We start from the raw sequence: 25,072 nt of genomic DNA, 5'->3' as shown, positions 1-25,072 counted from the left end.
AAAACCCTAATTCTAAGCTGGTTATAAGTCATAAGCTATTAAAAGAGATAAATAACTTAAATGATCGCTTACTCCATATATTTCGTTCCTGTATGATTGCCTAATCTAGATATAGGAGCATTCATGTTTACAGGCATTATTCAAACAAAAGCGAGTGTGATTTCGACAAATCTTAATGGCGGTGTTTTAAGGCTGGTTTTGTCAGTTGGCACTGAATACCTTCAGCATCTTAATTTAGGTGCTAGCATTGCCATCAATGGATGTTGTTTAACGGTCGTAAGTTACGAATTAAATCCGCAAGATGTCGTCGGGCAGGTGACTTTCGATGTGATTGAAGAAACACTAAAGTTGACGAATCTTGGTGAGTTAAAGCGTGGTATGTTCGTGAACTTAGAACGTTCGGTGACATTCGGCACTGAACTCGGCGGTCATATTGTGTCAGGTCATATTCACTGTACTGCTGAAATTGAAGATATTGTTGTGAATGAAAGCAACTGTAAAATCTTGCTTGATTTACCAAAAGCATGGTTAAAGTACATTGTTTATAAGGGGTTTGTCTGTATAAATGGTGCAAGCTTGACAGTTGGGGAAATGACAGACACAGGGTTTTGGCTTCACCTAATTCCTGAAACACTATCTATCACAAATCTCGGACTTGCGAAAATAGGTGATAAATTAAATATAGAGGTAGATCAGCAAACCTACACAATAGTTAACACCGTAGAAAACTACATGCAAAAGCACCTTAATTAGTATTTATTAGGGCATGTCGATCGTAGTTGTATATCAACTAATTTTACATGCCCTAAATCGGTCAGATTTAAAAAATCTGCTCGTCATCACTGTCGACATGTAATTCCAATTTTTTATTAGCATAGTCAATGTGCATGTTTAAATGAATGGGATTACAACACGCAGCGCAATCTTCATACATATCTTGATCACCGTCGCTTGCATCTAAGCTGACAAACACATGATGCCCACAATGTGGGCAGCTAATACGTTGTTGATATAAAGACTTCATAGAAGCCTCCATAAACCAAAGAATGTAACTTAAATATAGCAGCTGTCATGATAATTACATTATTGCTAAAAGTTGTTTAATTTATAGCTGCTCAAGTATATGTTTTATTTTATCTTTTGACTGGTTAATGTAATCTCCAGAAAACCGGTTAGCAAGAATTAGCAATGGGTAAAGCTGGTAAATATCTTTTAAAATAGGTGGAAGACTAATAGGACAAATTGATTGATAACCAGCATAGAAGTTATCAGGTAAAGTGGCAAACAGTTCTGCTGTTGCTATATCTACAAGCTTATCACCGTAATAACACGCGGGATCAAGCAACATAGGCTTATCATGATAAAAGCGGATATTCCCTTTCCAAAAATGCCCATGAAGTAGTGACGGTGCAATATTGTGAGGGATATGAGGTTTAATTATATTAACGAATTCATCAATATCGACGAGGTTTATTGCTTGTTCAGATAAAAGTTGAAGTTGCCAACCAAGTCGCTCCTCGGCAAAGAATATGTGCCATTTTTTATGCCACTGATTAGGCTGAGGTTGACCTATCACATAATTATCTTCATCTGAGCCAAACATTTCTTGTTCACATTTCACGTGCATTTTTGCTAATGTTTTTCCGCACAAATACCAATTATCCTGAGATGTTAAATCTTCAAGAAACTCTAAAACGATGAATGCAAACTCTTTTGAGGTGCCCAGTGTTATTGTATCTGCAATGATGAAATCAGAATCTCTGGTGAGTGTATCTCTGGCATGCTTTTCAGCTTCGAAAAGTTCAATTTGATCGACTGGCGCTACCTTAACAAGAAATGTGTGATTTTCATCAGAAATTTTAAAATGCTTAAAAGCAGAATGTGTGTTAATTACGCGCTTTTGGGTTATTTCAAATGGGGTATGAATGGCCGTAGAAACTTGTTGTTTGACACATTGCCACATAAGACAGCTCAACTCTTTCGCATTGAATATTAAAACTATGGTTTAAATTTCAAATAACTCAATAAAAGCAAACAAAAATATACATGTTATTTGTAAATGATTCTGTATTTTACTGAACAGCATAGTTACAATCCGAGGCCATATCTTGGGAGGAACAATGAATAAGAGCTACATTACTAACATAATTGCATTTCTACTGGTACTGATCGGCTATTTTTATCCGCAACCCATTTTATTCTCGATTGGTATTTTTGCTTTGTCAGGTGCAATGACAAATCTGATTGCTATTCATATGTTATTTGAAAAAGTCCCTTTTTTATATGGCAGTGGCGTTATTACGCTAAAGTTTAAAGAATTTAAAGCATCTATACGTTCGCTCATCCTAGAGCAATTCTTTACCAAAGAAAAAATAGAGACGGTGCTAGAAAACCAAGGTGATGTAGACCTTAAACCTGTCATTGAGAAAGTAGATTTAAGCCCGGCATTTGATAAGTTAGTCACTGTCATTGAAGGGTCTCAATTTGGTCCAATGTTAGGCATGTTTGGTGGAAAAGAGGCCCTAGAGCCCATGCGCGAGTCTTTCACTGAGAAGATGCAAGGGGCGATCATTGACATTACCGAAGAAGAAAAATTTAAGCAGTTATTAAAAGATGAGTTATTTAGCCATGGCGGTTCAGATAAAATATTCTCAACCATTGAGAAAGCGGTTGATGGTCGGCTTGCTGAATTAACGCCTGTAATGGTTAAAGATATTATTCAAAATATGATCAGAACTCATTTGGGCTGGTTAGTTGTTTGGGGCGGTGTATTTGGCGGCTTGTTCGGTTTAGTCGCTGCGCTTTTAGACTAAAGAACAGAATGCGCCGAATATAGAGGTTCGACGCATTATCTTCGAATAACATATTAAAAAATCCAACTTTATTTTGAACCAGCAACAACAAGCACTTTTTGCTCACGTTTAGCCGCTAAGTCTCGAATTGTTGTAACAGTATTCAAGTCAAGGTTAAGAAACTTAGCACTGTTATTTAAATCATACGTTGCGGCAAATTTAGCGACGCTTAAATCATTACATGTTAGCTTGTTTACGAGTGAGTGCTTTTTAATACGGACATTTTTCATTGTTTTTGAGAGTGCCAGCTTGTCGTCTTTCGCAACAGCCATGCAAAGTTGAGTGCCAATTGAGTTGTCAGCAGCTATGAATTCTGTGGCATTTGCATTCGTTGATACCAATGTTGATGTAGCTAAAATTAAAGTTGCGCTTAATGTAGATAACGTATTCATCATTGTGCTCCATGTGTTTATGAGATACAGGTTAAGTATTACCCGTAGCTTATAAGAATGCTGTAAATCAAAATCGACAGAATGTAATGAAATGTGTTTTATATGAACAAGTTTTTAATTGTCTGATTTTTAATAACTATTTTAGAAAACATGTAACTTTCGGAACGAAAAAAAACGTCAAAATTTCTTTGTTAACAGCATATTTTCATAAATTGCACCTTCTATTATCTGAAAATATTTATTTGCAACGGTAAATGGTAAAGTGTGTCATTTACGACATACTTTTCGGTAATTCTTACAACTGAATATTTAAACCTTTTGAAGGACTAAAACTGACGCTAGCTTCGTTGAATATTCCCCATTTAGAACAACTAAATTGCTAGAATTACGCTTTGATATCAAAAAGTGTTACTTGCTTTAAAATAAACCTCTTAATCAAGAGAGTTGGTATATGCTTGGTATGCGCCGTAAAAATGTAATATTTCATCGTAAATCATTGCAGTGACAGACACTCACGTCGTAACCTGTTAATGGCAAACTAAAATCAACAAACTGAGATAACTTTATGCAAAAATTTGCAATGTCTACGGTTGTACTTGCACTTGCTGCAGCTTTATCTGGATGTCAGGATAAAGGCCCGCAAAAAGAGTTCGTATCAATCGAAAAAAATCCATATCCGAGTACTTATAAGCCGGTATCTAACAAATCAGTACTAATTACTGATGCCACTGTACTAACAGGCACGGGTGAGCGTTTAGAAAGTGCTGATGTATATATTGTTAATGGTAAAATTCAACAAGTAGGTAAAGATTTAGCCGTCCAAGCAGACACTACAGTGAATGCAGCTGGCAAATGGGTAACACCAGGTATCATTGATGTTCACTCACATCTAGGGGCGTACCCAAGCCCGTCGGTTGAATCACACCAAGATGGTAATGAAATGATTAGTCCGAACACTGCTGAAGTGTGGGTTGAGCACTCGGTATGGCCGCAAGATCCTGGTTTCAACCGTGCTCGTGAAGGCGGTATTACCACGCTACAAATCTTACCAGGTTCTGCTAACTTATTTGGTGGTCGTGCTGTAACACTTAAAAATGTGCCAGCACATACCATGCAGGCAATGAAATTCCCTGAAGCACCATACGGTCTAAAAATGGCATGTGGTGAAAACCCGAAACGCGTTTATGGTCGTAAAGGCGTTGCGCCATATACACGTATGGGTAACATGGCCGGCTACCGTCAAGCTTGGATCGAAGCAACAGAATATAAAGCAGCTTGGGAACAATATGAAGCAGCTTATAAAGCTGGTTTGAATCCAACAGCACCAGAACGTGATATTAAATACGATACGTTACGTGGTGTATTAGACGGTGAAATTCTAATTCATAACCACTGTTATAAAGCAGAAGAAATGGCGATGATGATCGACTTATCCAAAGAGTTTGGTTATCACGCAGGTACTTTCCACCACGGTATTGAAGCTTATAAAGTCGCTGACTTACTCGCTGAAAACGGAAACTGTGCGGCACTTTGGCCAGACTGGTGGGGCTTCAAAATGGAAGCATATGACATGGTTCAAGAAAACGTGGCTATCGTTGATGCGGTTAAGAACTCTTGTGCTGTTGTTCACTCAGATTCAGACACGACAATTCAGCGTCTAAACCAAGAAGCTGCAAAAATCATGTATACAGCGAACCAAAATGGTTTCAACCTAACTGAAGAGCACGCCATTAAGTGGATCACTTACAATGCAGCTAAATCACTAGGTGTTGCAGATAAAACAGGTTCACTTGAAGCGGGCAAACAAGCTGATGTGGTAATTTGGGATAAAAATCCGTTCAGCGTATACAGTAAAGCACAAGAAGTTTACGTTGATGGTGCAAAAGTATATGACCGCAACGACGAAAAGTATCAAGCAGTCAGTGACTTTATGTTAGGTCAGCGATAGGAGTAAAGCATGAAAAAGTTTAATTTATCTTTAGTAACGGGTGCTTTACTTGCGAGCTCTGCAGCATTTGCACAAGTTACGGCAATTACGAATGCCACAGTTCATACTATGACTGACAAAGGTGTACTTAAAGACGCCACAGTACTAATCGAAGATGGTAAAATCATCGCGATTAACCCATCATCAGTATCAGCAGACGTAACAATTGATGCGAAAGATAAAATCTTAACACCTGGTTTCATTGGTTCAATGAATCAGGTGGGTCTAGTTGAAGTGGGTGCTGTTTCACGCTCAAACGATGGCTATGACAAGAAAGCGAGTGCAATGTTTGATGCAAGCACAGCGTTTAACCCTCGCTCTTCGTTAATTCCATATGCGCGTAAAGGTGGTCTAACGCAAAATGTAGTTGTACCACATGGTGGTGAGAGTATTTTCTCAGGTTTAAGCTTTGTAACAGATCTAAGCGGCGACTTTGAAAGTGTGACTGCAACAGAGACTGCGTTGATTGTGCGTTTAGGTGCAAAGAGCAGCGGTTCTCGAGCTGTGTCTTTAAAGCAGTTGGTTGACAAACTTGAAGGTCAACAAAAGAAGCTTGCTAAAGAAGACAAAAAAGATGACAAGAAAGACGAACCTAGCAAAGAACAAAAGGTACTAACAAAAGTACTAAAAGGCGAGCTACCTGTGATCACTAAGGTATCTCGTGCATCAGATATTTTAGAGTTATTAAAGGTTAAAAAGCAGTTTGGCTTAAATTTAGTACTTTGGAATGCAGAAGATGCGCCTTTAGTTAAGGAACAGATCTCAGAAAGCAAAACGCCGGTTATTTTAAGCGCAGTTAGCAACCTGCCTAGTGACTTTGATTCGCTTCACGCTAGTCTTGAAACAGCGGGTGAGCTTGAAAAAGCGGGTGTTAAAGTATTATTAGCTGTGGGTTCAGACTCAAGTCACAACGTCTATCAGCTTCGCTTTGATGCGGGTATTGCTGTTGCAAATGGCATGAGCCATGACGGTGCATTAAAAGCAGTGACAAGCAATATTGCGGATGTATTTGGTCTGAATGCAGGTAAGGTAGCGAAAGGTCAACGCGCTGATTTAGTACTTTGGAGTGCAGATCCTTTTGAATTCAGCACGAGTATCGAATCAATGTGGATCAACGGCGAAAAAGTGAACACAAATGATTCACGCCATGACAAGCTACGTGATCGTTATAATACGCCTTCAGATATGCCGCGAGCATATACTAAGTAAGGTCTAAAAAATGAGAAAGGGCTGATAATCAGCCCTTTTTCTATATCTAAATTTTGATTAGATGCTTAAATACATCTCGCAGGTTTTGGAAGGCCAGCTATTTTTGTCGCTTGTTTAGCTGGACCTTTTGGGAATAGTTTATATAAATACATACTATTGCCTTTATCTTCACCAAGTGCTTTGGCCATGGCTTTCACGAGCATACGGATTGCAGGGCTGGTGTTGTACTCTTCATAAAAGTCTCTGACAAAACGCACAACTTCCCAATGGGCTTCAGATAGCTCAATATTTTCTTCCGCAGCAATGATAGGTGCTAATGCTTCGCACCACTGTGTATGGTCAACTAAGTAACCTTGTTTATCAGTCTCTATTTGGATGTTATTAAATTCGATCATATTACCAATTTACTGTGTTGTTGGTGGAGATTAGTTCGACCCAAGTTGAGTCGTCAACTAAGTTAACAGCGTCAGAAGTTTCAATATTTCGAAGCTCAACACATGTTTTTAATAAATATACATTCTTTACTTGAAGTGATGTAAATGTGCGCCAATCAAAGCAAGCATCACCGGTTAATAAAACCTGGTTAGTTTCATTTTGTATCAGCTCAATTGTTGTGACGTTATAGTTACTGAATGGCTTTGAGAAAATATGGACAGTACTCATGATAAAACCACCGTATGATCTTGCTTAGTAATGAGTGATTGCTGCTCTTCTAAAGAGAGTGGGGTGATCTCGATACTTAAATCATCGCAAGTCAGTGCATATTTTTTTAAGCTTTCGGCACACACATACACTTGTTCAACATCATAGATTTCAAGTGTCTTAAGAGTTTTAAAAAAATCTTTTAAACCTGAATTTGAGAGGTTGTAGCCAGATTTTAAAGCTAAAACAGCATCATCTTTAAATAACCAACTGATGTTTTGCTCAATGGCTGCGAAAATTAAGCACGTATCCAATGATTCGCGAATATGCATTTTATCGAAAGGGGCTTTATTGCTGATGACTAAGATATTCTTCATTTGAATTGTACCCATTTATCAGCTTTTGCTGCCAACATTGAAAACTCAGCCAGACCTGCGACTTTAAAACTACCAGTGTTATCAATATCAATGCCTCGTTTTTCTGCTGCTGTGACGCACAGTAAAATAGGAATGTTTAAAGCATGTAGCGATTGCCAAGTCTCTACGAGAGGAAACTCGTCACTAGCAAGTTGTATATTTTGGTTGGCGTGATACACACCATCTTGGTACAAGAAAATACAATCAATCTGATGACCCACTTGTAAAGCAGCATCAACAAACCGTTTTAAAAGGAATACATTGTGGTGATCATCAACACCAGAATGCAGTGACAAGACGAAATTGCGCAAATTTTTCTCATAAAAAAAGCCCCAGATGGGGCTTATTTTAACAAAACTTATGACTTAGTCATCATTTGACATGCCAAGAAGTTGAAGTAGTGATACAAACAGGTTGTAGATGTTTAGGTAAAGACTTACCGTCGCCATTACATAGTTTGTTTCGCCACCGTTAATGATACGGCTAGTATCAAATAAAATCATACCTGACATCAGCAATACAACAGCAGCGTTAATAGCCATAAACGCAACTGAACTACCAATGAAAAGGTTTACTAGGCTTGAGATTACAACCACGATTAAACCAACTGTTAAAAAACCGCCCATGAATGAGAAGTCTTTTTTAGTTGTTAACGCGTACGCTGAAAGACCGAAGAAAATCAGTGCTGTAGAACCTAGTGCTTGAGTAATAAGTAGGCCGCCATTTGGCATTGCTGCGTAGTGAGCAAGTAGAGGACCTAAACCAAAACCCATAATACCAGTGAAAAGGAACACTAGACCGATTGCTGATGATGAGTTGGCTTTTTTCTGAATTACGAAGATCAAACCAAAACCAATCAACGAGCAAACCAGGCCAGTGAAGCGTGGTAATGCCATTGTCATTGAAATAGCGGCAGTCACTGCACTAAATGCCAGTGTCATAGCCAGTAGGAAATAAGTATTTTTTAAAACCTTGTTCGTTTCAATTGTCGACATTACCGGTTTAGCGGCGCCGTACGAATGATTGAATGCCATGGTTAAACTCCTTAAATGAAACAAATGTTCCGATAAATGAACTACCTAAGAGTATCAAGTCTTATAAATGTGGGCAAATATAGTTAATCAAATACCCGATCGGTTTTTTTTGGGTAAAACACAATAAAAACCTGATTTCGATATGTTGAATGACCATTTTCGCTGAAATAACGAACGTTGTGTCCTTTTTTTGCTCGGTTAAACAAAAAGTTGAAAAAAAAGCTTCACAACAGCCTCAGCTTTCCCTATTATTCGCCCCGCTGCGGAGAGATGGCTGAGTGGTTGAAAGCACCGGTCTTGAAAACCGGCATACGTTAATAGCGTATCTAGGGTTCAAATCCCTATCTCTCCGCCACTAATTTTGACTTTTTGAGTAATCGAAAAGTTCCGACTTCGGAGAGATGGCTGAGTGGTTGAAAGCACCGGTCTTGAAAACCGGCATACGTTAATAGCGTATCTAGGGTTCAAATCCCTATCTCTCCGCCACTTATTCATAGAATAAGTAAGCCGCTAGTAATCTAGCGGCTTTTTTTTTGCCTTTCATTTATACACTTGGCTAGTGCTTCGACTAAAGTCCACTGGTTATTTGTACGTTTTCATACACTCTCTAATTGATACATTAAAAAGAAGGGTGAGCTTCAATGAAACAACAACTAGCTAAAAGTGTGGCAATGTCACTACTGGCTCCTGTAATTGTAGGGACAACGTTAGGGGTATACTACGCACTGAGTGTAGAAAGTGGTGGGGCAAAAATGTTTTTTTCTTTGTTGATGAGTGCTATAGCTAATGCGCATATTGTCGGGCTTTCGATGGCGTTACTCGTAGTGCCTGGTTATATGCTCATGTATAAATATAATAAAGTTCAATATTCAGGTGTCTTGACTCTAGGGATGCTTGGTGGGGCCTTATTTAGCTTCTTATTTTCAGCTTCAGCAGGTATGGTATTTTTAGTCAATACAGTGATGGCTGCACTTGCCTCTGGTCTATTTTTGTATGGCTTAAGACGCTTTAATTAACGTGTAGCCTGAAAACTAACCAATTAATGCTCTGTTTTTCAGTTTATTAACAGTTTTTCTGCTGAAAAGGTTTTAATTCTTAACGCTAAAGAGTACCTTAAGCATTTGAACACTTTATTTTGATGAGTCGAATGCAAAAAACAGACTTCTATCAATCTTTGGCAAAACAGGCTGAAGGTTTGATCAGCGACGAAAAAAACGCAATCGCAAATATGGCAAACTTAAGTGCTTTGCTTTTTACATCGTTAGATGACGTTAACTGGGCAGGTTTCTATTTAATCGATACGCCTGAAGAGTTAGTGCTAGGGCCTTTCCAAGGTAATCCTGCATGTATCCGTATTCCGGTTGGAAAAGGGGTGTGCGGTACTGCAGCAGGTTCGAAAAGAACTCAACTTGTTGAAGATGTGCATGCTTTTGCTGGACACATTGCCTGTGATGCTGCTTCAAACTCCGAAATCGTAGTGCCTGTTTTCAAAAACGGCGAAGTTTTTGGTGTGTTGGATATTGATAGCCCACTTCATGCTCGCTTTGATTTAGATGACCAAGCAGGTCTTGAACAAATTGTGAAAATTTTTGAGGCCACACTTTAGTGAAAGACCTTTTAAATGTACAAGATTATCTTTTTGCCATTCATGATGTTGGTGATTGGGAAGGAGAGGAAGAGCAGGTAGCTGAAACACTAAATGAGTTAATTCATTTTGCATGGGGTATGCTACCTGATGATTTAGATTGTGAAACAATCGACAACTTGATTAACGGTATCTGGGAACATCTTCGTGGTGATTTGGCGCTTATAGAGGCTGAGTTTGAAGAGTTAACAGATTGGGTTACTCACTATATTCATTCATCATTAGATGAACAGGTATAACAAATAGGTTAAACATGGAAACCACAAACAAGCTAAAAGACATTAATGAAGTGTTGGAGTTCTTATTTAAAGAATTTCCTAATTGCTTCAAGAAAAAAGACGGCATTAAGCCGTTAAAAGTTGGTATTTTTAAAGACGTTGCTGAACGTATTGAAGGCTCAGAACTTGTAAGTAAAACTCAGGTTCGTCAAGCCCTACGTAAATATACTTCGAACTGGCGCTATTTAGAAGCCGTAACTAAAAATGAATTCCGCGTTGACCTAGATGGTAATGATGCTGAAAAAGTGGAACAAGAGCACATTGAACACGCTCAGAAAGCACTTGAAGAAAGCCGCGCAAAAATGGCTAAGCGTAAAAAGCCTCAGCGTTCGCGTCAGCAAGACGGTGACACAAAATCTTACAAAAAGAAACCGCACGGACAATCACGTTCTAACGACAAAGGCGCTAGAGTTAACAAGAAGCCTGCACCACAGCAAGCAAAACGTAGTTCAGGAAAAGTTGAACCTTTGCCAGCTTCTGAAGTCAAGGTTAATAACAAAGTAAAAGTTAAACTTGGTCAAGCACTTGTTAATGCGACTATTACTGAAGTAAACAAAGACGAAGTTCATGTTGAATTAGTAACAGGTATGCAAGTTAAAACAAAAGCTGACAGCTTATTTATCGTTTAAGGAGTAGTGTATGAGTAAAAAGTTTTCGCTCATTCCCGTTGTCGTTGCACTCATCTCTAGTGCTTCTTTCGCTGCAGTTGATGCTGTTACAGCGAAAGATATCCCCGTATTAAAGCAAGAGGCTCAGCATACAACAGCAAGTAAAAGGGTGACTAACTTATTTACTCGTCAGCATTACAAGCGATTTAGCTTCAATGACGCGCTGTCAGAGCAAATATTTGATAGATATGTTGAGTCTTTAGATTTCAGTAAATCTATTTTTTTACAGTCTGATATTGCGCGTTTTGAAGTGAATAAAAAGCAATTCGATGATGCGCTTATGTCAGGCAAACTTGATTTTGCTTATGACTTATTCAATTTAAGTTTGCAGCGCCGTTTTGAACGTTTCCAATATGCAATCTCGCTTCTAGACAAAGAGATGACCTTTGATAAAGAAGATGCATTCTACTACGACAGAGAAGAAGTTGAGTTTGCTACAACACAAGAAGAATTGAATGAGTATTGGCGTCAACGCGTTAAATCTGATGCGTTACGTTTAAAATTGACAGGTAAAACGTGGCCTGAAATTAAAGATTTACTGACTAAACGTTACAACAATGCATTGAAGCGTTTAAGTCAAACAGATAGCGAAGATGCGTTCCAAGTCGTAATGAATGCGTTTGCGCGAAGCATTGAAGCACATACATCGTATTTATCGCCACGTAGAGCTGAACAGTTCAAGATGGACATGGATCTTGAATTAGAGGGTATTGGTGCAGTACTTGGTTATGATGAAGACTACACTGTTATCCGTTCACTTGTGCCTGGTGGTCCGGCAGATAAATCCGAGAAGATTAAACCCGACGATAAAATTGTCGGTGTGGCGCAAGAAGGTGAAGAGTTTGTCGATGTTATAGGTTGGCGTTTAGATAATGTTGTAGATCTCATTAAAGGGCCAAAAGGCACTAAAGTTAGACTTCAATATCTAAAAGGTTCAGATACCCATGGCACACCTAAAGTGGTTGAAATTGTTCGCGACAAAATTAAGCTTGAAGACCGTGCTGCAAAATCTGACGTATTTGAAGCTAAATATTCAGATTTAACGTCGAAAATTGGTGTTATTGAGATCCCAAGTTTTTACAATAATTTATCTAAAGACGTTAAGGTCGAGCTAACAAAGTTAAAAGAACAAAACGTTGATGGTATTGTGATTGACCTTCGTCAAAACGGCGGAGGCTCATTGTACGAGGCAACACAACTGACTGGCCTATTTATTGACCAAGGTCCAGTTGTTCAAATTCATACAGCATACAATCGAGTAGAAGCACAAAAAGACAGAGACGGCATTACTTTTTACGATGGTCCAATCACTGTACTTGTAGACAGATATAGTGCATCGGCATCAGAAATTTTTGCTGCAGCTATTCAAGATTACGGTCGTGGTATTGTCATTGGCGAGCAAACGTTTGGTAAAGGTACAGTGCAGCAGCATAGACCTCTTGCAAAAAACTATGACTTATTCAGCAATGCCCTCGGCAGCGTAACTTATACCATTGCGAAGTTTTACCGAATTAATGGCGGTAGTACCCAGCATAAAGGTGTCGTACCTGACATTTTATTACCTTCTGCTATTGACCCTGAAGAGTGGGGTGAAAGCCAAGAGGACAATGCACTTCCATGGGATAAGATTAAACAAGCAAAATATAAAAGCTTAGATAACTTAAATCCTCTAGTAACATATCTAAATGAAAAGCATGATTTACGTGTAGCGCAAGAACCTGAGTTCAATTATGTATTGTCAGACATTGCTCGTTACAACGAAGAGAAAGACAAAAACTTCATTTCTTTAGTAGAGTCTCAAAGGTTAAAAGATAGAGAAGAATCAGAGCAGCGCTCATTGGCTAGAACAAATGAAAGATTAAAGCGTCTTGGTTTAGAACCCATTAAAGATTTAGATGATGTACCAGATGTGATATCTGAGCTTGACCCTTATTTAGAAGAAGCAGCTCTAATTACTCAAGATCTAATCCGATATGGCCGACTAGCAAAAAATAATATTCAGAAATAAGCTAAAATTTATTCAACAAAGGCGCTTCGGCGCCTTTTTTATTACTCTAAGCAATATGTTTTGTTATTATTGGAATAAGTACGTAATTTTCTTCTGGCAGAAAATTATAGTGAATAAATCATAATCCGTTTGTCTCAAATGACCTTTTGCTAAAACACTGAGAAAAGATCAGTGCTTTAGCAAACATTCAAATGTGAAAACGGAAGATAAAAATAGGCTATTTGCCTTTGAATATTAATTAGAGCAAGGTCCACCTTGCCGGGAGAACACGCTTGAAACAACAAAAACAAGCATCATTTCTTGATGCATTCATTCCAATCTTAGTGTTGGTGTGCTTATTAGGGTCCGCAGTTTATTTATACGGAGATAACTCTTCATCAGGTCCGAATCAAATCGCCCTTTTATTCGCAACGTTTACAGCAGCTTTAGTTGGTTTAAAAAACGGCTACACTTGGCGCTTATTAGAAGAAGCTATGATTAAAGGCATCACTTTATCATTAGGGGCAATTTTAATACTCTTAATGGTAGGTGCATTAATAGGAACTTGGCTTTTATCTGGTACTGTTCCGACTTTAATATACTACGGCTTACAAATTATCAGTCCTCAGTGGTTCTATGCTGCAAGTTGCTTAATTTGCGGCATTGTCGCTATGAGTATAGGTTCATCCTGGACGACGGCAGCAACCATAGGTGTAGCATTACTTGGTGTGGCAACAGGTCTTGGTTTAGATCAGGTCGTCACAGCGGGTGCTGTAATCTCTGGCGCATATTTTGGTGACAAACTGAGTCCTTTATCTGAAACAACAAACCTTGCCCCAGCAGTTGCCGGTAGCGATCTGTTTGAACATATTCAACACATGCTGTGGACTACGGTACCAAGCTTTGTGATCGCAATGATTATTTTTGTCATCATGGGGTTCAGTGCAGAAGTTTCAAGTGATATCGGTCGAATTGATGATATCGTTTCTATCTTGAATGCCAACTTCAATATCAACCCTATGATGTTGATACCTCTGATTGTTTTGCTTGTTTTAGCATATAAAAAGATGCCAGCTTTCCCTGCAATTTCAATTGGTGCAGTTATCGGTGCTGTTTGGGCGCTTATCTTCCAATCAGACTTACTTGCAACGCAAGTTGATGTGTCTCAAGGCCAATTAGTTGGTTATTTTAAGCTCGTTTGGGCTACATTCTATGATGGTTTTGCTATTCAAACAGGTGATAGCACCATGGATGATTTATTAAGTGGTGGCGGTATGGCTGGTATGCTGACAACCACATGGCTTGTAATGACAGCTTTAATGTTCGGTGCCATTATGGAAAAGACAGGTCTGCTGGAAGTGTTTGTAAGAAGTATTTTAAGAGTGGCACGCAGTACAGGCTCTTTGATAGCGTCAACAATTGCAACTTGTTTCGGTACAAACCTAATAGCTGCCGATCAATACATCGCCATTGTTGTACCTGGTCGTATGTTTAAAGAAGAATACAAAAAACGCGGATTGAAGAGTGTGAACTTATCAAGAACACTTGAAGACGGTGGTACAATTACCAGCCCATTAATCCCATGGAATACATGTGGCGCTTACATGCAAAGTGTTTTAATGATCAATCCACTCGACTACGCAGTCTATGCTTTCTTTAACTTAATTAATCCATTCTTGGCCATAATCTATGCGTACATAGGCATTAAGATTTTAAAAATTGAGCCAAAACAGTTAGACAAAGAACAAGCATAATCCATGCATAATGATTAGCCCTTTTAAAGGGCTAAATCTTTTAAGGAATTCGATATGCAAAGCCAGCCTCAAGCTAAGTATTTAAAAGATTATCAAGCACCTTCTCACACAGTAACGAATTTAGAGTTAACCGTAGAATTAGATCCAACAGATACCAAGGTAGTCAGCAAAGCACTTTATTCAGCAGCGCAATCAGTCTCTGAGCTTTGTCTAGATGGTGTTGAATTGAACTTGATCTCGGTAAAAGTGAATGGTCAATTATTTAAAGATTTTGTTCAAACTGAGACATCATTAACGCTCAAGAATCTTCCAAATGAATTCACACTAGAAATTGAGAACACGATTTCTCCTAGTACAAATACATCATTGGAGGGCCTTTATCTTTCAGAAGGTGCTTATTGCACCCAGTGTGAGGCTGAAGGGTTTAGAAAAATCACGTATTTTTTAGATAGACCTGACGTGTTAACTGATTACTTAGTAACAATTATTGCCGATAAAGACATTCCTTACTTGTTATCTAATGGCAATAAAATCGAAGAGGGCAATTGGCCTGACGGACGTCGTTTCACTAAATGGCAAGATCCACATAAAAAGCCGAGTTATTTATTCGCCCTTGTAGCTGGTGATTTTGATGTTCTTAGAGATACTTTTGTGACCAGAAGCGGTCGTGAAGTTGCACTTGAGATTTTTGTTGATAAAGGCAATTTAGATAAAACACCTCATGCGATGGCATCGCTTAAAAATGCCATGAAGTGGGATGAAGAGCGCTTTGATCTAGAGTACGATCTAGATATCTATATGATAGTGGCTGTTGACTTCTTCAATATGGGCGCAATGGAAAATAAAGGATTAAATGTCTTTAACAGTGCTTGCGTTTTGGCAAATCAACAAACAGCAACAGATCGTGATTACCATACGATCGAATCAATTGTTGGCCACGAATACTTTCATAATTGGACGGGCAACCGTGTTACTTGCCGCGATTGGTTTCAACTGTCTTTAAAAGAAGGGCTAACAGTATTTAGAGACCAAGAGTTTAGTAGTGATCTTGGCTCACGCGCATTGAATCGAATCGATGCAGTTATGGCAATGAAAACGCATCAGTTTGCAGAAGATTCCGGCCCGATGGCTCACCCAATCCGTCCTGAGAAAGTTATTGAGATGAATAACTTTTATACAGTGACGGTTTATAACAAAGGCGCTGAAGTCATTCGAATGATGCACACCTTGTTAGGTGAAGCTAACTTTCAAAAAGGCATGAAACTTTATTTTGAACGTCACGACGGTCAAGCTGTGACATGTGATGATTTTGTTGCGGCTATGGGTGATGCAAGTGGCAAATGCTTAGAGCAATTCAAACTTTGGTACCGACAGTTTGGTACGCCAACGGTTCAAGTCGAAACTTCTTATAATGTTGAGCAACAAACCTTCACATTGAAACTTAATCAGATTCATGCTGAAAATGATCCTGTTTCTGAACCTCTGCATATTCCTTTCGCAATCGAGCTCCTTGATACAGCAGGCAATACGATACCGCTTATTTCTAATGGCAAAGATTTCGATGCTGTTATTGAATTGAAAGAAATCAGTGCAGAATTCACTTTTGAAAATATTTTATCTAAGCCAACGCCTGTCTTACTAGAAAACTTTTCCGCGCCTTGTGTTGTTAGCTATGACTACGAGTCTGAAGAGTTGATACACATTCTTAGACATGCTTCTAGTGATTTCACACGTTGGGAAGCGGCCCAGCGTGCTTTCACAATGGAAATTCAACATGCTGTGAACACATTGTCGGGTAGTAACCCAGTTAGTATCTCTGACACATTAATTAAGGCACTAAAATCAATAATTGCTGAAGAAAACACTGATAAAGCACTTATCTCTGAGCTGATAAAATTACCTAATTTTGATACTGTCAGTGCAGAGTTTTCTCCTGTTCCTGTCACTGAGCTTGTTGACATCTACAAGCAATTCGAACTTCAAATTGCGACGCAATTACAATCAGAACTAACGGCTGTTTATAAGAGTTGTTTAGAGTCAGGTGAAATTAGTGCTAGTGCGGTTGCAGCAAGAAGTTTAAAAGCAACGGCACTGTATTATTTGGCACTTCTTGAAAATGATGAGGTCACTGATTGGTTGCTTGCGAACAGCCAGCAAGACAATATGACTCTTAAATTGGCTGCGCTTAAAGCAGTAAAAAATGCCGATCATGAAGTTTCTGAACAGTTAATCTCACAATTCGATGCTCAATGGCGACATGATCCATTGGTTATGGATAAATGGTTTGCACTACAGGCCACAACTGATAACGATAGTGCGATTGATTTAATTAAGTCGTTATATGATCACCCCTGTTTTGATAAATCAAATCCAAACCGAGTTCGTGCTTTAGTTGGCCAATTTGCGCGTAGTAACCCAGCTCAATTCCATCGAATTGACGGAAAGGGTTATGAATTACTGGCAGATTTATTAATTGAGCTAAACGCAATTAATCCTCAGAATGCTTCTAGAATGGTTACGCCTTTCATGTCTTGGAAAAGGTACGATCCAACGCGACAACAATTGATCAAGTCTCAATTAGAACGTATTGCAAGTGTTGATAATTTGAGTGATGACTTATATGAAAAAGTAGATAAGGCGTTGAACGTTTAAATGGTTGAATATCATTTTTATTTGAATCTCACTAATGACGAATGTATGGCTTATTACAGAGGCGATTATGAGTTTGTTCAAGTAATCGAAGATGGTGGTAAAAGCATTCGTTTTCCTGCTTCTCATATTCGACGTTTTGTTAGCTCACTAGGGATAAGAGGGCGTTTTAGGCTTTGTCTGACAGATTCGAATAACTTTATTTCCTTGGAGAAAGTTTCCTAGAAATAGGTATTTGCTTCAGAATGGTTTGATTTTTATCGCTTTAAAATTAAACAATAATTCAGAATAAAATATTATTTGTTTATTGTTCAGCGTATTAAATCGTCACAATTTTAAGAATAGGATTTGTTATAAAGCAGAATTACGTGTTATAAATTATCTGGTAAGACGTCTTACCATGGGTAAAGTCGTGTCCAGAACAAAAAAAATAGTAACTTTTGGTTTTGTGAATTTGAGTTTTTGTACGTTCACTTCTAATGTTACTTCAATATAAAAACAACAACTTGATTAAAATAACCCGCATAGGGGGAACGCATAATGATTAAAAGAGCGCTCTTTGTTCCAAACAAAATAATGCTCGGCTTAGCGGCCACAGTTGCTGTAACAAGTGCAAATGTTTCAGCTGCAAGTTTCCAAGTCGGTGATTTTGATATCACATTCGATTCTACTTTTTCATACGGTCAAAGTATCCGTATTGAAGATCGTGATTTCCAATATATTGGTAAAAGTAACCATCCTAGATTTGATTGGTCTGGTTACAATGCTGGTCTTGGCAACACAAAGTATAGTTCTGCGCAAGTATGGGCTCAGCCTGGCGCTTATTCGAATAATGGTGATGCTGGTAACCTTAACTTTGATTCTGGAGACACTTTTTCTCAATTAATCAAAGGCACTCACGATTTCAGTATCACAAAAGACAATTGGGGTATCTTCTCGCGCTTCATGTATTTTAAAGACTTTGCGATGGAAGATGGTGACTTTGCTTATACAAACCCAGTATCGGGAAAAAAAGTCGACCCTTGTGCTGATAAATTAACAAAGGAACAGGTTTGTTCTGATGTTCGCCTATTAGATGCATTTATTTGGGCTGATTTTGATATTAATAACGGACAAAATCCATTATCAGTTCGACTTGGCCAACAAGTTGTGAACTGGGGTGAAAGTACGCTTATTTCTCATGGTATCAATGTTAACCCAGTTGATATTGACCGCTTAAGAGCGCCAGGCTCTGAATTAAAAGAAGCGTTTATCCCTGTAGGTATGTTTTGGGCATCATTGGGCATTACTGAAAACGTTACTTTAGAAGGTTTTTATCAGTACCAATGGCAAGAAACACGCTTACCTGCATCAGGCAGTTACTTCTCAACAAACGATTTTGCTTCTGAAAATGGATATATGCAAAATGTTCAATTAGGTTTTACATCTAATCCTGATATAGATCTTTACCACTTAACAGAGTCTCTTAACAGCCTGTATGCTGATGCGACATCAGCACTCATTGCTCAAGGCATTGAACCAACTCAACAGTTAGTGGCTGAAACAGCTGCTTCAATGTATATGGCTTATCCAACTAAAGTGGCGCTTAAAGGTAAAGGGTTGAATGGTAAAAGTGAGCCTAAGGATGCTGGTCAATATGGTATTCGTCTTGGCTTATTCGCACCTGAACTAAATGATACAGAATTTGCGCTGTATTACATTAATTACCATAGCCGCCGTCCGCTTATCTCTGGTAAAGCGTCAAACTTCCAAGCTGACGTCATTGCACAAGATTTAGCGTACATTGCAGCAAACACAATTGATGAAAACAATGTCACTAATTTGAATGCATTTACACAAGCTACAATCACTTACCCAGAAGATATCAAGCTTTATGGATTGAGCTTCAACACAGCTATTGGTGAAACGGCTTTCTCTGGTGAGTTTTCTTATCGTCAAGACGAACCTCTTCAAATCGATGACGTAGAGTTATTGTATGCAGGTATGGCTGAACAACTAGCGGCAGCTGGGTTACGAGAAGACTTCAGTAGCTTATCGCAACTAAGCACAAAAGACCAAGTAAGCTACGTTGGTCCAGGCGAAGTAGCACAGGGTTACATTCTTCGAGACTCAATGCAGCTTCAATTTACAGCAACGCATTTATTTGGCCCATCACTAGGTGCCGATAGCTGGGCTGTAGTGGGTGAAGTTGGTGCGGTTACAATTAAAGACATGCCTAGCTACGACGAACTTCGTCTGAATGTTGCAGGTACTGGCCGTAGTGGCACGATTGAAGGTTATGGACCGTTACTCGATAAAGGTGCTGAGTATGACCTTCTACATACAGCATTATCTAATGGACCAGAAACTAACCCGTTTCCTACAGCTTCGTCGTGGGGTTATCGCCTAATTGCTAAAGGTGATTACAACAACCTTTTTGCTGGCGTTAATTTCTCACCGCGTTTTGTATTCTCACACGATGTTAATGGTACTACGCCAGATCCTATGTACCTATTTGTCGAAGATAGAAAGTCTTTAGGTATGACAATGAACTTCACTTACCAGAATGCTTGGTCGTTTGACTTTAGCTACAACACATTCTGGGGTGGCGGTGCAACTAATACCTTCGCAGACCGAGATTTTGTATCTTTTAATATTAAGTATTCAATTTAAGGGCTTGTTATATGTTTAAAAAACCAAGCATGATCGCAGCAACGATAATAACAATGATGGCTGCACCTTTTGCTAATGCAGATATGACTGCAGAGCAAATAGCTAGACTAGGTGCTGATTTGACACCAATCGGCGCAGAAAAAGCGGGTAACGCGGACGGTTCAATACCAGCTTGGACTGGTGGTATAACTAAACCACCTGCGGGCTTTCAAGCTGGCATGCACCACATTGACCCTTATGCTGATGATAAGGTTATTCTTACCATCGATAAGAATAACCTTGATAAACATAAAGACTTATTGAGCCCGGGCCAAATTGCGTTATTTGAAACGTACCCTGATACGTTCAAAATGAACATTTACCCAACTCGTCGAAGTGCAGCATATCCTCAGTTTGTTTATGATGCGACGAAGAAGTATGCACAAACTGCAGAACTAATCGAAGGTGGTAATGGTATAAAAAATACTGCTATTGGTATTCCATTCCCAGTACCTGCAAATGGTTTAGAAGCAATTTGGAACCATTTATTACGCTACCGTGGTCTATCGATCGCGCGTTTCGGTGGTCAAGCAATGCCAACTGCATCAGGCTCTTATAACATTATCGGCTTTGATGAAAAGCTACTTGTTAAATACTCTGATCCAGCGGCAACGCCTGAAGCACTTCAAGAGTCCAATGTATTATTCAAGTTCAAGCAAAAAGTAACAGAGCCAGCAAGACTTGCCGGTACTGCGCTTCTTGTACATGAAACAATGGATCAAATTTTAACGCCTCGCCAAGCGTGGACTTATAACACGGGTCAACGTCGTGTTCGTCGTGCGCCAAATGTAGCATACGATGCACCAGGTACAGCATCTGATAGCTTACGTACTACAGATGACTTCGATATGTTCAATGGTTCACCAAATCGTTATGAGTGGACTTTGAAAGGTAAGAAAGAAATGTATATTCCATACAACAGCTATAAGCTTCACAGCGATAAGCTAAAGTATGATGACATTCTTCATGCCGGTCATATTAATCCAGAACATGTTCGTTACGAAAAACACCGTGTTTGGGTAGTTGAAGCAAATCTTAAAGACGGCACGCGTCATATTTACAAAAAGCGTGTTTTCTACATTGACGAAGATAGCTGGCAGATCCATGTAACAGATATCTACGATAACCGTGATCAAATGTACCGAGTGGCGATGGCTCACGGTTTGAACTACTATGATGTGCCTACTCATTGGAGTACATTAGATGTTTACCATGACTTAAACTCTCGTCGCTATTTAGCAATCGGTCTTGATAACGAAGAGTCAATGTATGACTTCACTCAGTCATTCAAAGACAATGAGTTTACGCAAAGTGCACTTCGTCGCGAAGGTAAGCGTTAATCTTCTTACAGAAATAAAAAAGTGGCTGTCACCCAGCCACTTTATTCAACATTCAAGACAAATTCCTTTGTCTTCGACAACAGATGTTCGAGTATTCAGCATGAAATTTAATCAGTACGCGTTTTGCTTGATGGCGACTTTTTCTTCCTATGAAGTATTATCAGCTCCGTCAGCTTCTTTACAAGTTGCAAAACCAAATTCAACACTATTTACAGACATAGATAGCACAGATGACCAAGTCGTTGCTGTTGGAAAGTTTGGCACTATTGTAACTTCAACAGATGGCCAAAATTGGCGACAAGCTGAAGTACCTGTTCAATCTCTTTTAACAGCTGTTACGATAAAGTCTGACAAAGCCGCATGGGCATGTGGCCATGATGCAACCATAGTGCATAGTTCAGATAATGGTAAAACTTGGCAATTACAGCAGTATTTACCTGAACAAGGGAAGCCATGCTTAGATATTGAATTTATAGATGAAAATACAGGTTTTGCTATTGGTGCCTATGGCATGTTTTATAAGACCACTAATGGCGGTAAAACTTGGCAATCACAATTCATTAGTGATTTTGTGCACCCTGATGACAAAGAATATCTTGAAGAACTAAAGCAGGATGATCCTGAAGCCTATCAAGACGAAATTAAATTTATTTTACCTCACTTCAATCGTTTATTGATTAAAGATCGGGCATTTTACCTTGTTGGTGAAATGGGTTTAGTAGCAAAAAGTGAAGATAAAGGTCTTACTTGGAAAAAATTTGATGAGTTTTACCCAGGTTCTTTTTTTAGTGTAAACGAAACAGCAGAAGGGCAAATTCTGGTTGCAGGACTAAGAGGAAATGCCTTCATTAAGTCACAAAGTGATATTGATTTCACTGAAATCGACATTGCGCAAACGGCAACTATCAATACGATTTTGCCACTTGAGGACTCAACTTTACTGTTTGCAAACTCAGGTTTGATACACAATTTTGATGGTCAGAAGGTTTCCAGTGAGCAACTGCCTTCAGGTCAAGCAATATTATCAGCGACCATTTTTAAAAATAAAGTAATTTTGGCAACGGAAAAAGGGCTAATTACTTGGGGAGATAGCAAGTAATGCAAGCTATATTGAATAAACTCGAATATGTCGTATTCCGTCACAGACTATTTATGGTTTTGGCGTTTATATTCGCCACTATTTTTCTTGGTTACAAAGCAACACATATTCAACTAGACGCAGCCTTTACTAAGAATATTCCTCTGCAACATGATTACATGAAAGTGTATCTTAAGCATGAAAAGCAGTTTGGGGGGGCCAACAGTATTTTAATTTCGGTGTGTGATGCCAATGGCGATATTTTTAATGAACCATTTTTCTCAACACTAAAATCAGTTCATGACCAGCTTTATTTTATCCCTGGTGTTAATAGACCGCTGGTAAATTCTATTTTTTCTCCGAGTGCACGCTTTGTGGAAGTCGTAGAAGATGGTTTCGCCGGTGGGCCTATTATTCCTGCTAATTTTGCACCAACAGAAAATGGTTTAGCAGTCGTAAAGCAAAACATTGAAAAAGCCAATGTAGTAGGGCGTATGATTGCCAGTGACTACAGTTGTGCCATGGTAACAGCGCAATTACTAGAGACTGATCCGCAAACGCAGGAGAAGTTAGATACGTTGGCGTTTGCTAAAAAGCTAGAGGATGAAATTCGTAAGCCATTAGAGAGTGATAATGTGACTATTCATATTATTGGCTTCGCTAAAATGGCTGGTGACATTGCAGATGGTGCTAAAGGTGTTGTGCTATTCTTTGTTATAGCTATCTTGTTCACCTTTATCATGGTGTGGCTATTTTGTAAGAGCTTTAAGCTAACTCTTTTACCTATTTTATGTTCATTAATTGCTGTTATCTGGCAAATGGGCTTACTGTCTTCTCTAGGCTTTGGCTTAGATCCTATGTCTATTCTTGTGCCATTCTTAGTATTTGCAATTGGTGTGAGTCATGGCGTGCAAATGATCAATGCCATTGGTAAGAAAGTATCTGAAGGTGTTTCGAGTAAAGTTGCTGCTCAAGCTAGTTTTAAAGCACTACTTATTCCGGGTGGTATCGCGTTGTTATCAGATACGGTTGGCTTCTTAACCTTATTAGCAATTGATATCGGAATTATTCGTGAGCTTGCTATCACGGCAAGTTTAGGTGTCGCTGTTATTATCTTTACTAATTTACTATTGTTGCCTGTATTAGCTTCTTATTTTAACTCTTCAAAGATCCATCGAGTTGATGATGGTGACACAGCCTCGCATAAATTATTCACCGCTATGCGTGAAAGTTTAGTTGCAGCGACTGACCCTAAAAAAGCAAAAATAATCATCTTTATTTCAGTTGTATTATTTGCCTTTGGTTATTGGCAATCAAACAATATGAAGATTGGTGATTTACACGCAGGTGCACCTGCTTTGCATGAAAGTGCACGATACAACCAAGATACGTTCTTAATTAATGACAGGTATACGATTTCGTCAGATATCTTAAAGGTACTAGTAGAAGCGTATCCGGCTGCCTGTACTGAATTTGATACTATGGAACGAGTTAGTCGTTTCCAATGGAGAATCGAGAACTTAGAAGGTGTGCAATCGGCAGTGTCTTTAAGTTCTGTAGCGCAATCAGTAAATGCTGGCTACAACGAAGGAAACCTGAAATGGCAAACGCTTCCTCGCAATAGTGCCTCGCTGGTTCAAGCAACTTCTCGTGTAGAAACAAGTACGGGTCTACTGAATGGTGATTGTTCTGTGATGCCTATAGTTATTTTCATGGAAGACCATAAAGCTGAAACCATTGATTATGTGGTTGCAAAAATCAAAGAGTTTGCAGCAATTGAAAATACTGACAAAGTGCAATTTAAGTTAGCCTCGGGACCAATTGGTGTTATGGCCGCAACCAATGAATCTGTTGCCGAAGCACAAATTCCAATGATGATTTATGTATATGGTGCAGTAATTATTCTTTGTTTATTGAGCTTTAGAAGTGTTAAAGCGACCATCGCTGTTGTTTTACCTTTATACATAGTATCAACTTTGGCTCAAGCGCTGATGGTAAAACTTGAAATTGGTTTAACTGTATCTACATTACCTGTTATTGCACTTGGTGTGGGTATTGGTGTCGATTATGGTATTTATATCCTCTCGTCGATGATGTCACAGCTTAAGCAAAACGTGCCATTATCTATTGCGTACCGTAATGCACTTGCCGAACGTGGTAGTGCGGTGCTATTTACAGGTATTACATTGGCAATAGGCGTAAGTACGTGGATATTCTCAGCGCTTAAATTCCAAGTTGATATGGGTATTCTTTTAACCTTTATGTTTTTAGTCAACATGCTGGGGGCAGTACTGTTATTGCCTGCTATAGGTACGCTTCTCTGGCCTGACCAGAAAAAAAAATGTGAATAAATGTGCTTTAAAATGGCAAGGATTGCCTATTTATATCTATTATTTGTGAATAGATGAGCAAATGGCTGAAAAGCTTGAAATGTTTTCGTCGAAAAAGCT

24 protein-coding genes and 2 tRNA genes are annotated in these 25,072 nt (G+C 38.9%); 18 read left to right on the top strand and 8 right to left on the bottom strand.

Going from position 1 to position 25,072, the window contains the following annotated elements:
• Positions 1 to 123 precede the first annotated feature (123 nt).
• Complete coding sequence (locus tag PP2015_RS09090) at positions 124 to 753, top strand: riboflavin synthase (RefSeq protein WP_058029972.1); 630 nt, start codon at positions 124 to 126, stop codon at positions 751 to 753.
• A 67-nt stretch (positions 754 to 820) separates the two neighbouring features.
• Here PP2015_RS09090 and PP2015_RS09085 read toward each other — a convergent pair whose 3' ends face one another.
• Together PP2015_RS09085 and PP2015_RS09080 are read right to left on the bottom strand one after the other, a co-directional pair.
• A complete protein-coding gene (locus PP2015_RS09085) occupies positions 821 to 1,024 on the bottom strand; it encodes a CPXCG motif-containing cysteine-rich protein (RefSeq protein ID WP_058029971.1) in 204 nt (67 codons plus the stop codon).
• A gap of 81 nt (positions 1,025 to 1,105) precedes the next feature.
• Positions 1,106 to 1,963 carry a fructosamine kinase family protein gene (locus PP2015_RS09080; protein WP_058029970.1) on the bottom strand — a complete coding sequence of 286 codons (858 nt, stop codon included), beginning with the start codon at positions 1,961 to 1,963 and terminating at the stop codon, positions 1,106 to 1,108.
• Positions 1,964 to 2,120: 157 nt separating this feature from the next.
• Here PP2015_RS09080 and PP2015_RS09075 point away from each other — a divergent pair, with 157 nt between their 5' ends.
• Positions 2,121 to 2,813 carry a hypothetical protein gene (locus tag PP2015_RS09075; RefSeq protein ID WP_058029969.1) on the top strand — a complete coding sequence of 231 codons (693 nt, stop codon included), beginning with the start codon at positions 2,121 to 2,123 and terminating at the stop codon, positions 2,811 to 2,813.
• 68 nt (positions 2,814 to 2,881) lie between these two features.
• On the opposite strand, the gene PP2015_RS09070 is transcribed toward PP2015_RS09075, so the two are convergent.
• Positions 2,882 to 3,247: a DUF3718 domain-containing protein gene (locus tag PP2015_RS09070; protein ID WP_058029968.1), complete on the bottom strand. Its 366-nt coding sequence runs from the start codon at positions 3,245 to 3,247 to the stop codon at positions 2,882 to 2,884.
• 562 nt (positions 3,248 to 3,809) lie between these two features.
• On the opposite strand from PP2015_RS09070, the gene PP2015_RS09065 reads away from it, so the two are divergent.
• Both PP2015_RS09065 and PP2015_RS09060 read left to right on the top strand, forming a co-directional pair.
• Positions 3,810 to 5,192, top strand: coding sequence for an amidohydrolase (locus tag PP2015_RS09065; protein WP_058029967.1), 1,383 nt, complete (start codon positions 3,810 to 3,812; stop codon positions 5,190 to 5,192).
• 9 nt (positions 5,193 to 5,201) lie between these two features.
• Positions 5,202 to 6,440 (top strand): amidohydrolase family protein, encoded by a 1,239-nt coding sequence (locus tag PP2015_RS09060; protein WP_058029966.1) that lies wholly within the window; start codon positions 5,202 to 5,204, stop codon positions 6,438 to 6,440.
• Positions 6,441 to 6,505: 65 nt separating this feature from the next.
• Here the strand turns inward: PP2015_RS09060 and PP2015_RS09055 are convergent, their stop codons facing one another.
• Genes PP2015_RS09055 through PP2015_RS09035 form a run of 5 tightly spaced genes read right to left on the bottom strand, consistent with a single transcriptional unit; the run spans position 6,506 to position 8,532 of the window.
• Entirely contained in the window at positions 6,506 to 6,835 is a 330-nt protein-coding gene (locus PP2015_RS09055; RefSeq protein ID WP_058029965.1) for a TusE/DsrC/DsvC family sulfur relay protein, read from the bottom strand.
• A gap of 1 nt (position 6,836) precedes the next feature.
• Positions 6,837 to 7,103 (bottom strand): hypothetical protein, encoded by a 267-nt coding sequence (locus tag PP2015_RS09050; RefSeq protein ID WP_058029964.1) that lies wholly within the window; start codon positions 7,101 to 7,103, stop codon positions 6,837 to 6,839.
• Positions 7,100 to 7,459, bottom strand: a complete 360-nt coding sequence (locus tag PP2015_RS09045) for a DsrE family protein (RefSeq protein ID WP_058031594.1) — start codon at positions 7,457 to 7,459, stop codon at positions 7,100 to 7,102. The genes PP2015_RS09050 and PP2015_RS09045 overlap by 4 nt, the downstream gene beginning before the upstream one ends.
• On the bottom strand, positions 7,456 to 7,809 hold the full coding sequence (tusD, locus tag PP2015_RS09040; RefSeq protein ID WP_058029963.1) for a sulfurtransferase complex subunit TusD: 354 nt from the start codon (positions 7,807 to 7,809) through the stop codon (positions 7,456 to 7,458). Before tusD ends, PP2015_RS09045 begins: the two co-directional genes overlap by 4 nt.
• Before the next feature lie 54 nt (positions 7,810 to 7,863).
• Complete coding sequence (locus tag PP2015_RS09035; protein ID WP_058029962.1) at positions 7,864 to 8,532, bottom strand: Bax inhibitor-1/YccA family protein; 669 nt, start codon at positions 8,530 to 8,532, stop codon at positions 7,864 to 7,866.
• A 264-nt stretch (positions 8,533 to 8,796) separates the two neighbouring features.
• Here PP2015_RS09035 and PP2015_RS09030 point away from each other — a divergent pair.
• The 14 genes from PP2015_RS09030 to PP2015_RS08965 all read left to right on the top strand — a co-directional run bounded on the left by PP2015_RS09030 (position 8,797) and on the right by PP2015_RS08965 (position 24,973).
• A tRNA-Ser gene (locus PP2015_RS09030) sits at positions 8,797 to 8,887 on the top strand.
• 40 nt (positions 8,888 to 8,927) lie between these two features.
• A tRNA-Ser gene (locus PP2015_RS09025) sits at positions 8,928 to 9,018 on the top strand.
• A 155-nt stretch (positions 9,019 to 9,173) separates the two neighbouring features.
• The gene (locus PP2015_RS09020) at positions 9,174 to 9,548 is read left to right on the top strand and encodes a hypothetical protein (RefSeq protein WP_058029961.1); all 375 of its coding nucleotides are present in this window, start codon (positions 9,174 to 9,176) and stop codon (positions 9,546 to 9,548) included.
• Positions 9,549 to 9,679: 131 nt separating this feature from the next.
• Positions 9,680 to 10,138 (top strand): GAF domain-containing protein, encoded by a 459-nt coding sequence (locus PP2015_RS09015; RefSeq protein WP_058031593.1) that lies wholly within the window; start codon positions 9,680 to 9,682, stop codon positions 10,136 to 10,138.
• Positions 10,138 to 10,416, top strand: a complete 279-nt coding sequence (locus PP2015_RS09010) for a hypothetical protein (protein WP_058029960.1) — start codon at positions 10,138 to 10,140, stop codon at positions 10,414 to 10,416. Before PP2015_RS09015 ends, PP2015_RS09010 begins: the two co-directional genes overlap by 1 nt.
• A 14-nt stretch (positions 10,417 to 10,430) precedes the next feature.
• On the top strand, positions 10,431 to 11,084 hold the full coding sequence (proQ, locus tag PP2015_RS09005) for an RNA chaperone ProQ (RefSeq protein ID WP_058029959.1): 654 nt from the start codon (positions 10,431 to 10,433) through the stop codon (positions 11,082 to 11,084).
• Between the two features lie 10 nt (positions 11,085 to 11,094).
• Positions 11,095 to 13,131 carry a carboxy terminal-processing peptidase gene (prc, locus tag PP2015_RS09000; RefSeq protein WP_058029958.1) on the top strand — a complete coding sequence of 679 codons (2,037 nt, stop codon included), beginning with the start codon at positions 11,095 to 11,097 and terminating at the stop codon, positions 13,129 to 13,131.
• A 272-nt stretch (positions 13,132 to 13,403) separates the two neighbouring features.
• Positions 13,404 to 14,864 (top strand): Na+/H+ antiporter NhaC, encoded by a 1,461-nt coding sequence (gene nhaC / locus PP2015_RS08995; protein ID WP_058029957.1) that lies wholly within the window; start codon positions 13,404 to 13,406, stop codon positions 14,862 to 14,864.
• A gap of 54 nt (positions 14,865 to 14,918) precedes the next feature.
• A complete protein-coding gene (gene pepN / locus PP2015_RS08990; RefSeq protein ID WP_058029956.1) occupies positions 14,919 to 17,516 on the top strand; it encodes an aminopeptidase N in 2,598 nt (865 codons plus the stop codon).
• On the top strand, positions 17,517 to 17,738 hold the full coding sequence (locus PP2015_RS08985) for a DUF2835 domain-containing protein (protein ID WP_058029955.1): 222 nt from the start codon (positions 17,517 to 17,519) through the stop codon (positions 17,736 to 17,738).
• A 315-nt stretch (positions 17,739 to 18,053) separates the two neighbouring features.
• The gene (locus PP2015_RS08980) at positions 18,054 to 20,165 is read left to right on the top strand and encodes a DUF1302 domain-containing protein (protein WP_058029954.1); all 2,112 of its coding nucleotides are present in this window, start codon (positions 18,054 to 18,056) and stop codon (positions 20,163 to 20,165) included.
• 11 nt (positions 20,166 to 20,176) lie between these two features.
• Positions 20,177 to 21,544, top strand: coding sequence for a DUF1329 domain-containing protein (locus PP2015_RS08975; protein WP_058029953.1), 1,368 nt, complete (start codon positions 20,177 to 20,179; stop codon positions 21,542 to 21,544).
• Positions 21,474 to 22,643, top strand: a complete 1,170-nt coding sequence (locus PP2015_RS08970; RefSeq protein ID WP_237113191.1) for a WD40/YVTN/BNR-like repeat-containing protein — start codon at positions 21,474 to 21,476, stop codon at positions 22,641 to 22,643. The genes PP2015_RS08975 and PP2015_RS08970 overlap by 71 nt, the downstream gene beginning before the upstream one ends.
• Positions 22,643 to 24,973, top strand: coding sequence for an efflux RND transporter permease subunit (locus tag PP2015_RS08965; protein ID WP_058029952.1), 2,331 nt, complete (start codon positions 22,643 to 22,645; stop codon positions 24,971 to 24,973). Before PP2015_RS08970 ends, PP2015_RS08965 begins: the two co-directional genes overlap by 1 nt.
• The last annotated feature ends 99 nt before the right edge of the window (positions 24,974 to 25,072 follow it).

Origin of the sequence: Pseudoalteromonas phenolica, from assembly GCF_001444405.1 — a bacterium.
Lineage (GTDB): Bacteria > Pseudomonadota > Gammaproteobacteria > Enterobacterales > Alteromonadaceae > Pseudoalteromonas > Pseudoalteromonas phenolica.
The sequence above is the reverse complement of the archived record's forward strand: the minus strand, read 5'-3'. Positions and strand labels throughout refer to the sequence as shown.

What these genes read in the sequence shown, in the direction of transcription:
- PP2015_RS09090 (WP_058029972.1), top strand. Translation starts at nt 124, where the DNA reads ATGTTTACAGGCATTATTCAAACAAAAGCGAGTGTGATTTCGACAAAT.
- PP2015_RS09085 (WP_058029971.1), bottom strand. Translation starts at nt 1,024, where the DNA reads ATGAAGTCTTTATATCAACAACGTATTAGCTGCCCACATTGTGGGCAT.
- PP2015_RS09080 (WP_058029970.1), bottom strand. Translation starts at nt 1,963, where the DNA reads ATGTGGCAATGTGTCAAACAACAAGTTTCTACGGCCATTCATACCCCA.
- PP2015_RS09075 (WP_058029969.1), top strand. Translation starts at nt 2,121, where the DNA reads ATGAATAAGAGCTACATTACTAACATAATTGCATTTCTACTGGTACTG.
- PP2015_RS09070 (WP_058029968.1), bottom strand. Translation starts at nt 3,247, where the DNA reads ATGATGAATACGTTATCTACATTAAGCGCAACTTTAATTTTAGCTACA.
- PP2015_RS09065 (WP_058029967.1), top strand. Translation starts at nt 3,810, where the DNA reads ATGCAAAAATTTGCAATGTCTACGGTTGTACTTGCACTTGCTGCAGCT.
- PP2015_RS09060 (WP_058029966.1), top strand. Translation starts at nt 5,202, where the DNA reads ATGAAAAAGTTTAATTTATCTTTAGTAACGGGTGCTTTACTTGCGAGC.
- PP2015_RS09055 (WP_058029965.1), bottom strand. Translation starts at nt 6,835, where the DNA reads ATGATCGAATTTAATAACATCCAAATAGAGACTGATAAACAAGGTTAC.
- PP2015_RS09050 (WP_058029964.1), bottom strand. Translation starts at nt 7,103, where the DNA reads ATGAGTACTGTCCATATTTTCTCAAAGCCATTCAGTAACTATAACGTC.
- PP2015_RS09045 (WP_058031594.1), bottom strand. Translation starts at nt 7,459, where the DNA reads ATGAAGAATATCTTAGTCATCAGCAATAAAGCCCCTTTCGATAAAATG.
- PP2015_RS09035 (WP_058029962.1), bottom strand. Translation starts at nt 8,532, where the DNA reads ATGGCATTCAATCATTCGTACGGCGCCGCTAAACCGGTAATGTCGACA.
- PP2015_RS09020 (WP_058029961.1), top strand. Translation starts at nt 9,174, where the DNA reads ATGAAACAACAACTAGCTAAAAGTGTGGCAATGTCACTACTGGCTCCT.
- PP2015_RS09015 (WP_058031593.1), top strand. Translation starts at nt 9,680, where the DNA reads ATGCAAAAAACAGACTTCTATCAATCTTTGGCAAAACAGGCTGAAGGT.
- proQ (WP_058029959.1), top strand. Translation starts at nt 10,431, where the DNA reads ATGGAAACCACAAACAAGCTAAAAGACATTAATGAAGTGTTGGAGTTC.
- prc (WP_058029958.1), top strand. Translation starts at nt 11,095, where the DNA reads ATGAGTAAAAAGTTTTCGCTCATTCCCGTTGTCGTTGCACTCATCTCT.
- pepN (WP_058029956.1), top strand. Translation starts at nt 14,919, where the DNA reads ATGCAAAGCCAGCCTCAAGCTAAGTATTTAAAAGATTATCAAGCACCT.
- PP2015_RS08985 (WP_058029955.1), top strand. Translation starts at nt 17,517, where the DNA reads ATGGTTGAATATCATTTTTATTTGAATCTCACTAATGACGAATGTATG.
- PP2015_RS08980 (WP_058029954.1), top strand. Translation starts at nt 18,054, where the DNA reads ATGATTAAAAGAGCGCTCTTTGTTCCAAACAAAATAATGCTCGGCTTA.
- PP2015_RS08975 (WP_058029953.1), top strand. Translation starts at nt 20,177, where the DNA reads ATGTTTAAAAAACCAAGCATGATCGCAGCAACGATAATAACAATGATG.
- PP2015_RS08970 (WP_237113191.1), top strand. Translation starts at nt 21,474, where the DNA reads ATGACTTCACTCAGTCATTCAAAGACAATGAGTTTACGCAAAGTGCAC.
- PP2015_RS08965 (WP_058029952.1), top strand. Translation starts at nt 22,643, where the DNA reads ATGCAAGCTATATTGAATAAACTCGAATATGTCGTATTCCGTCACAGA.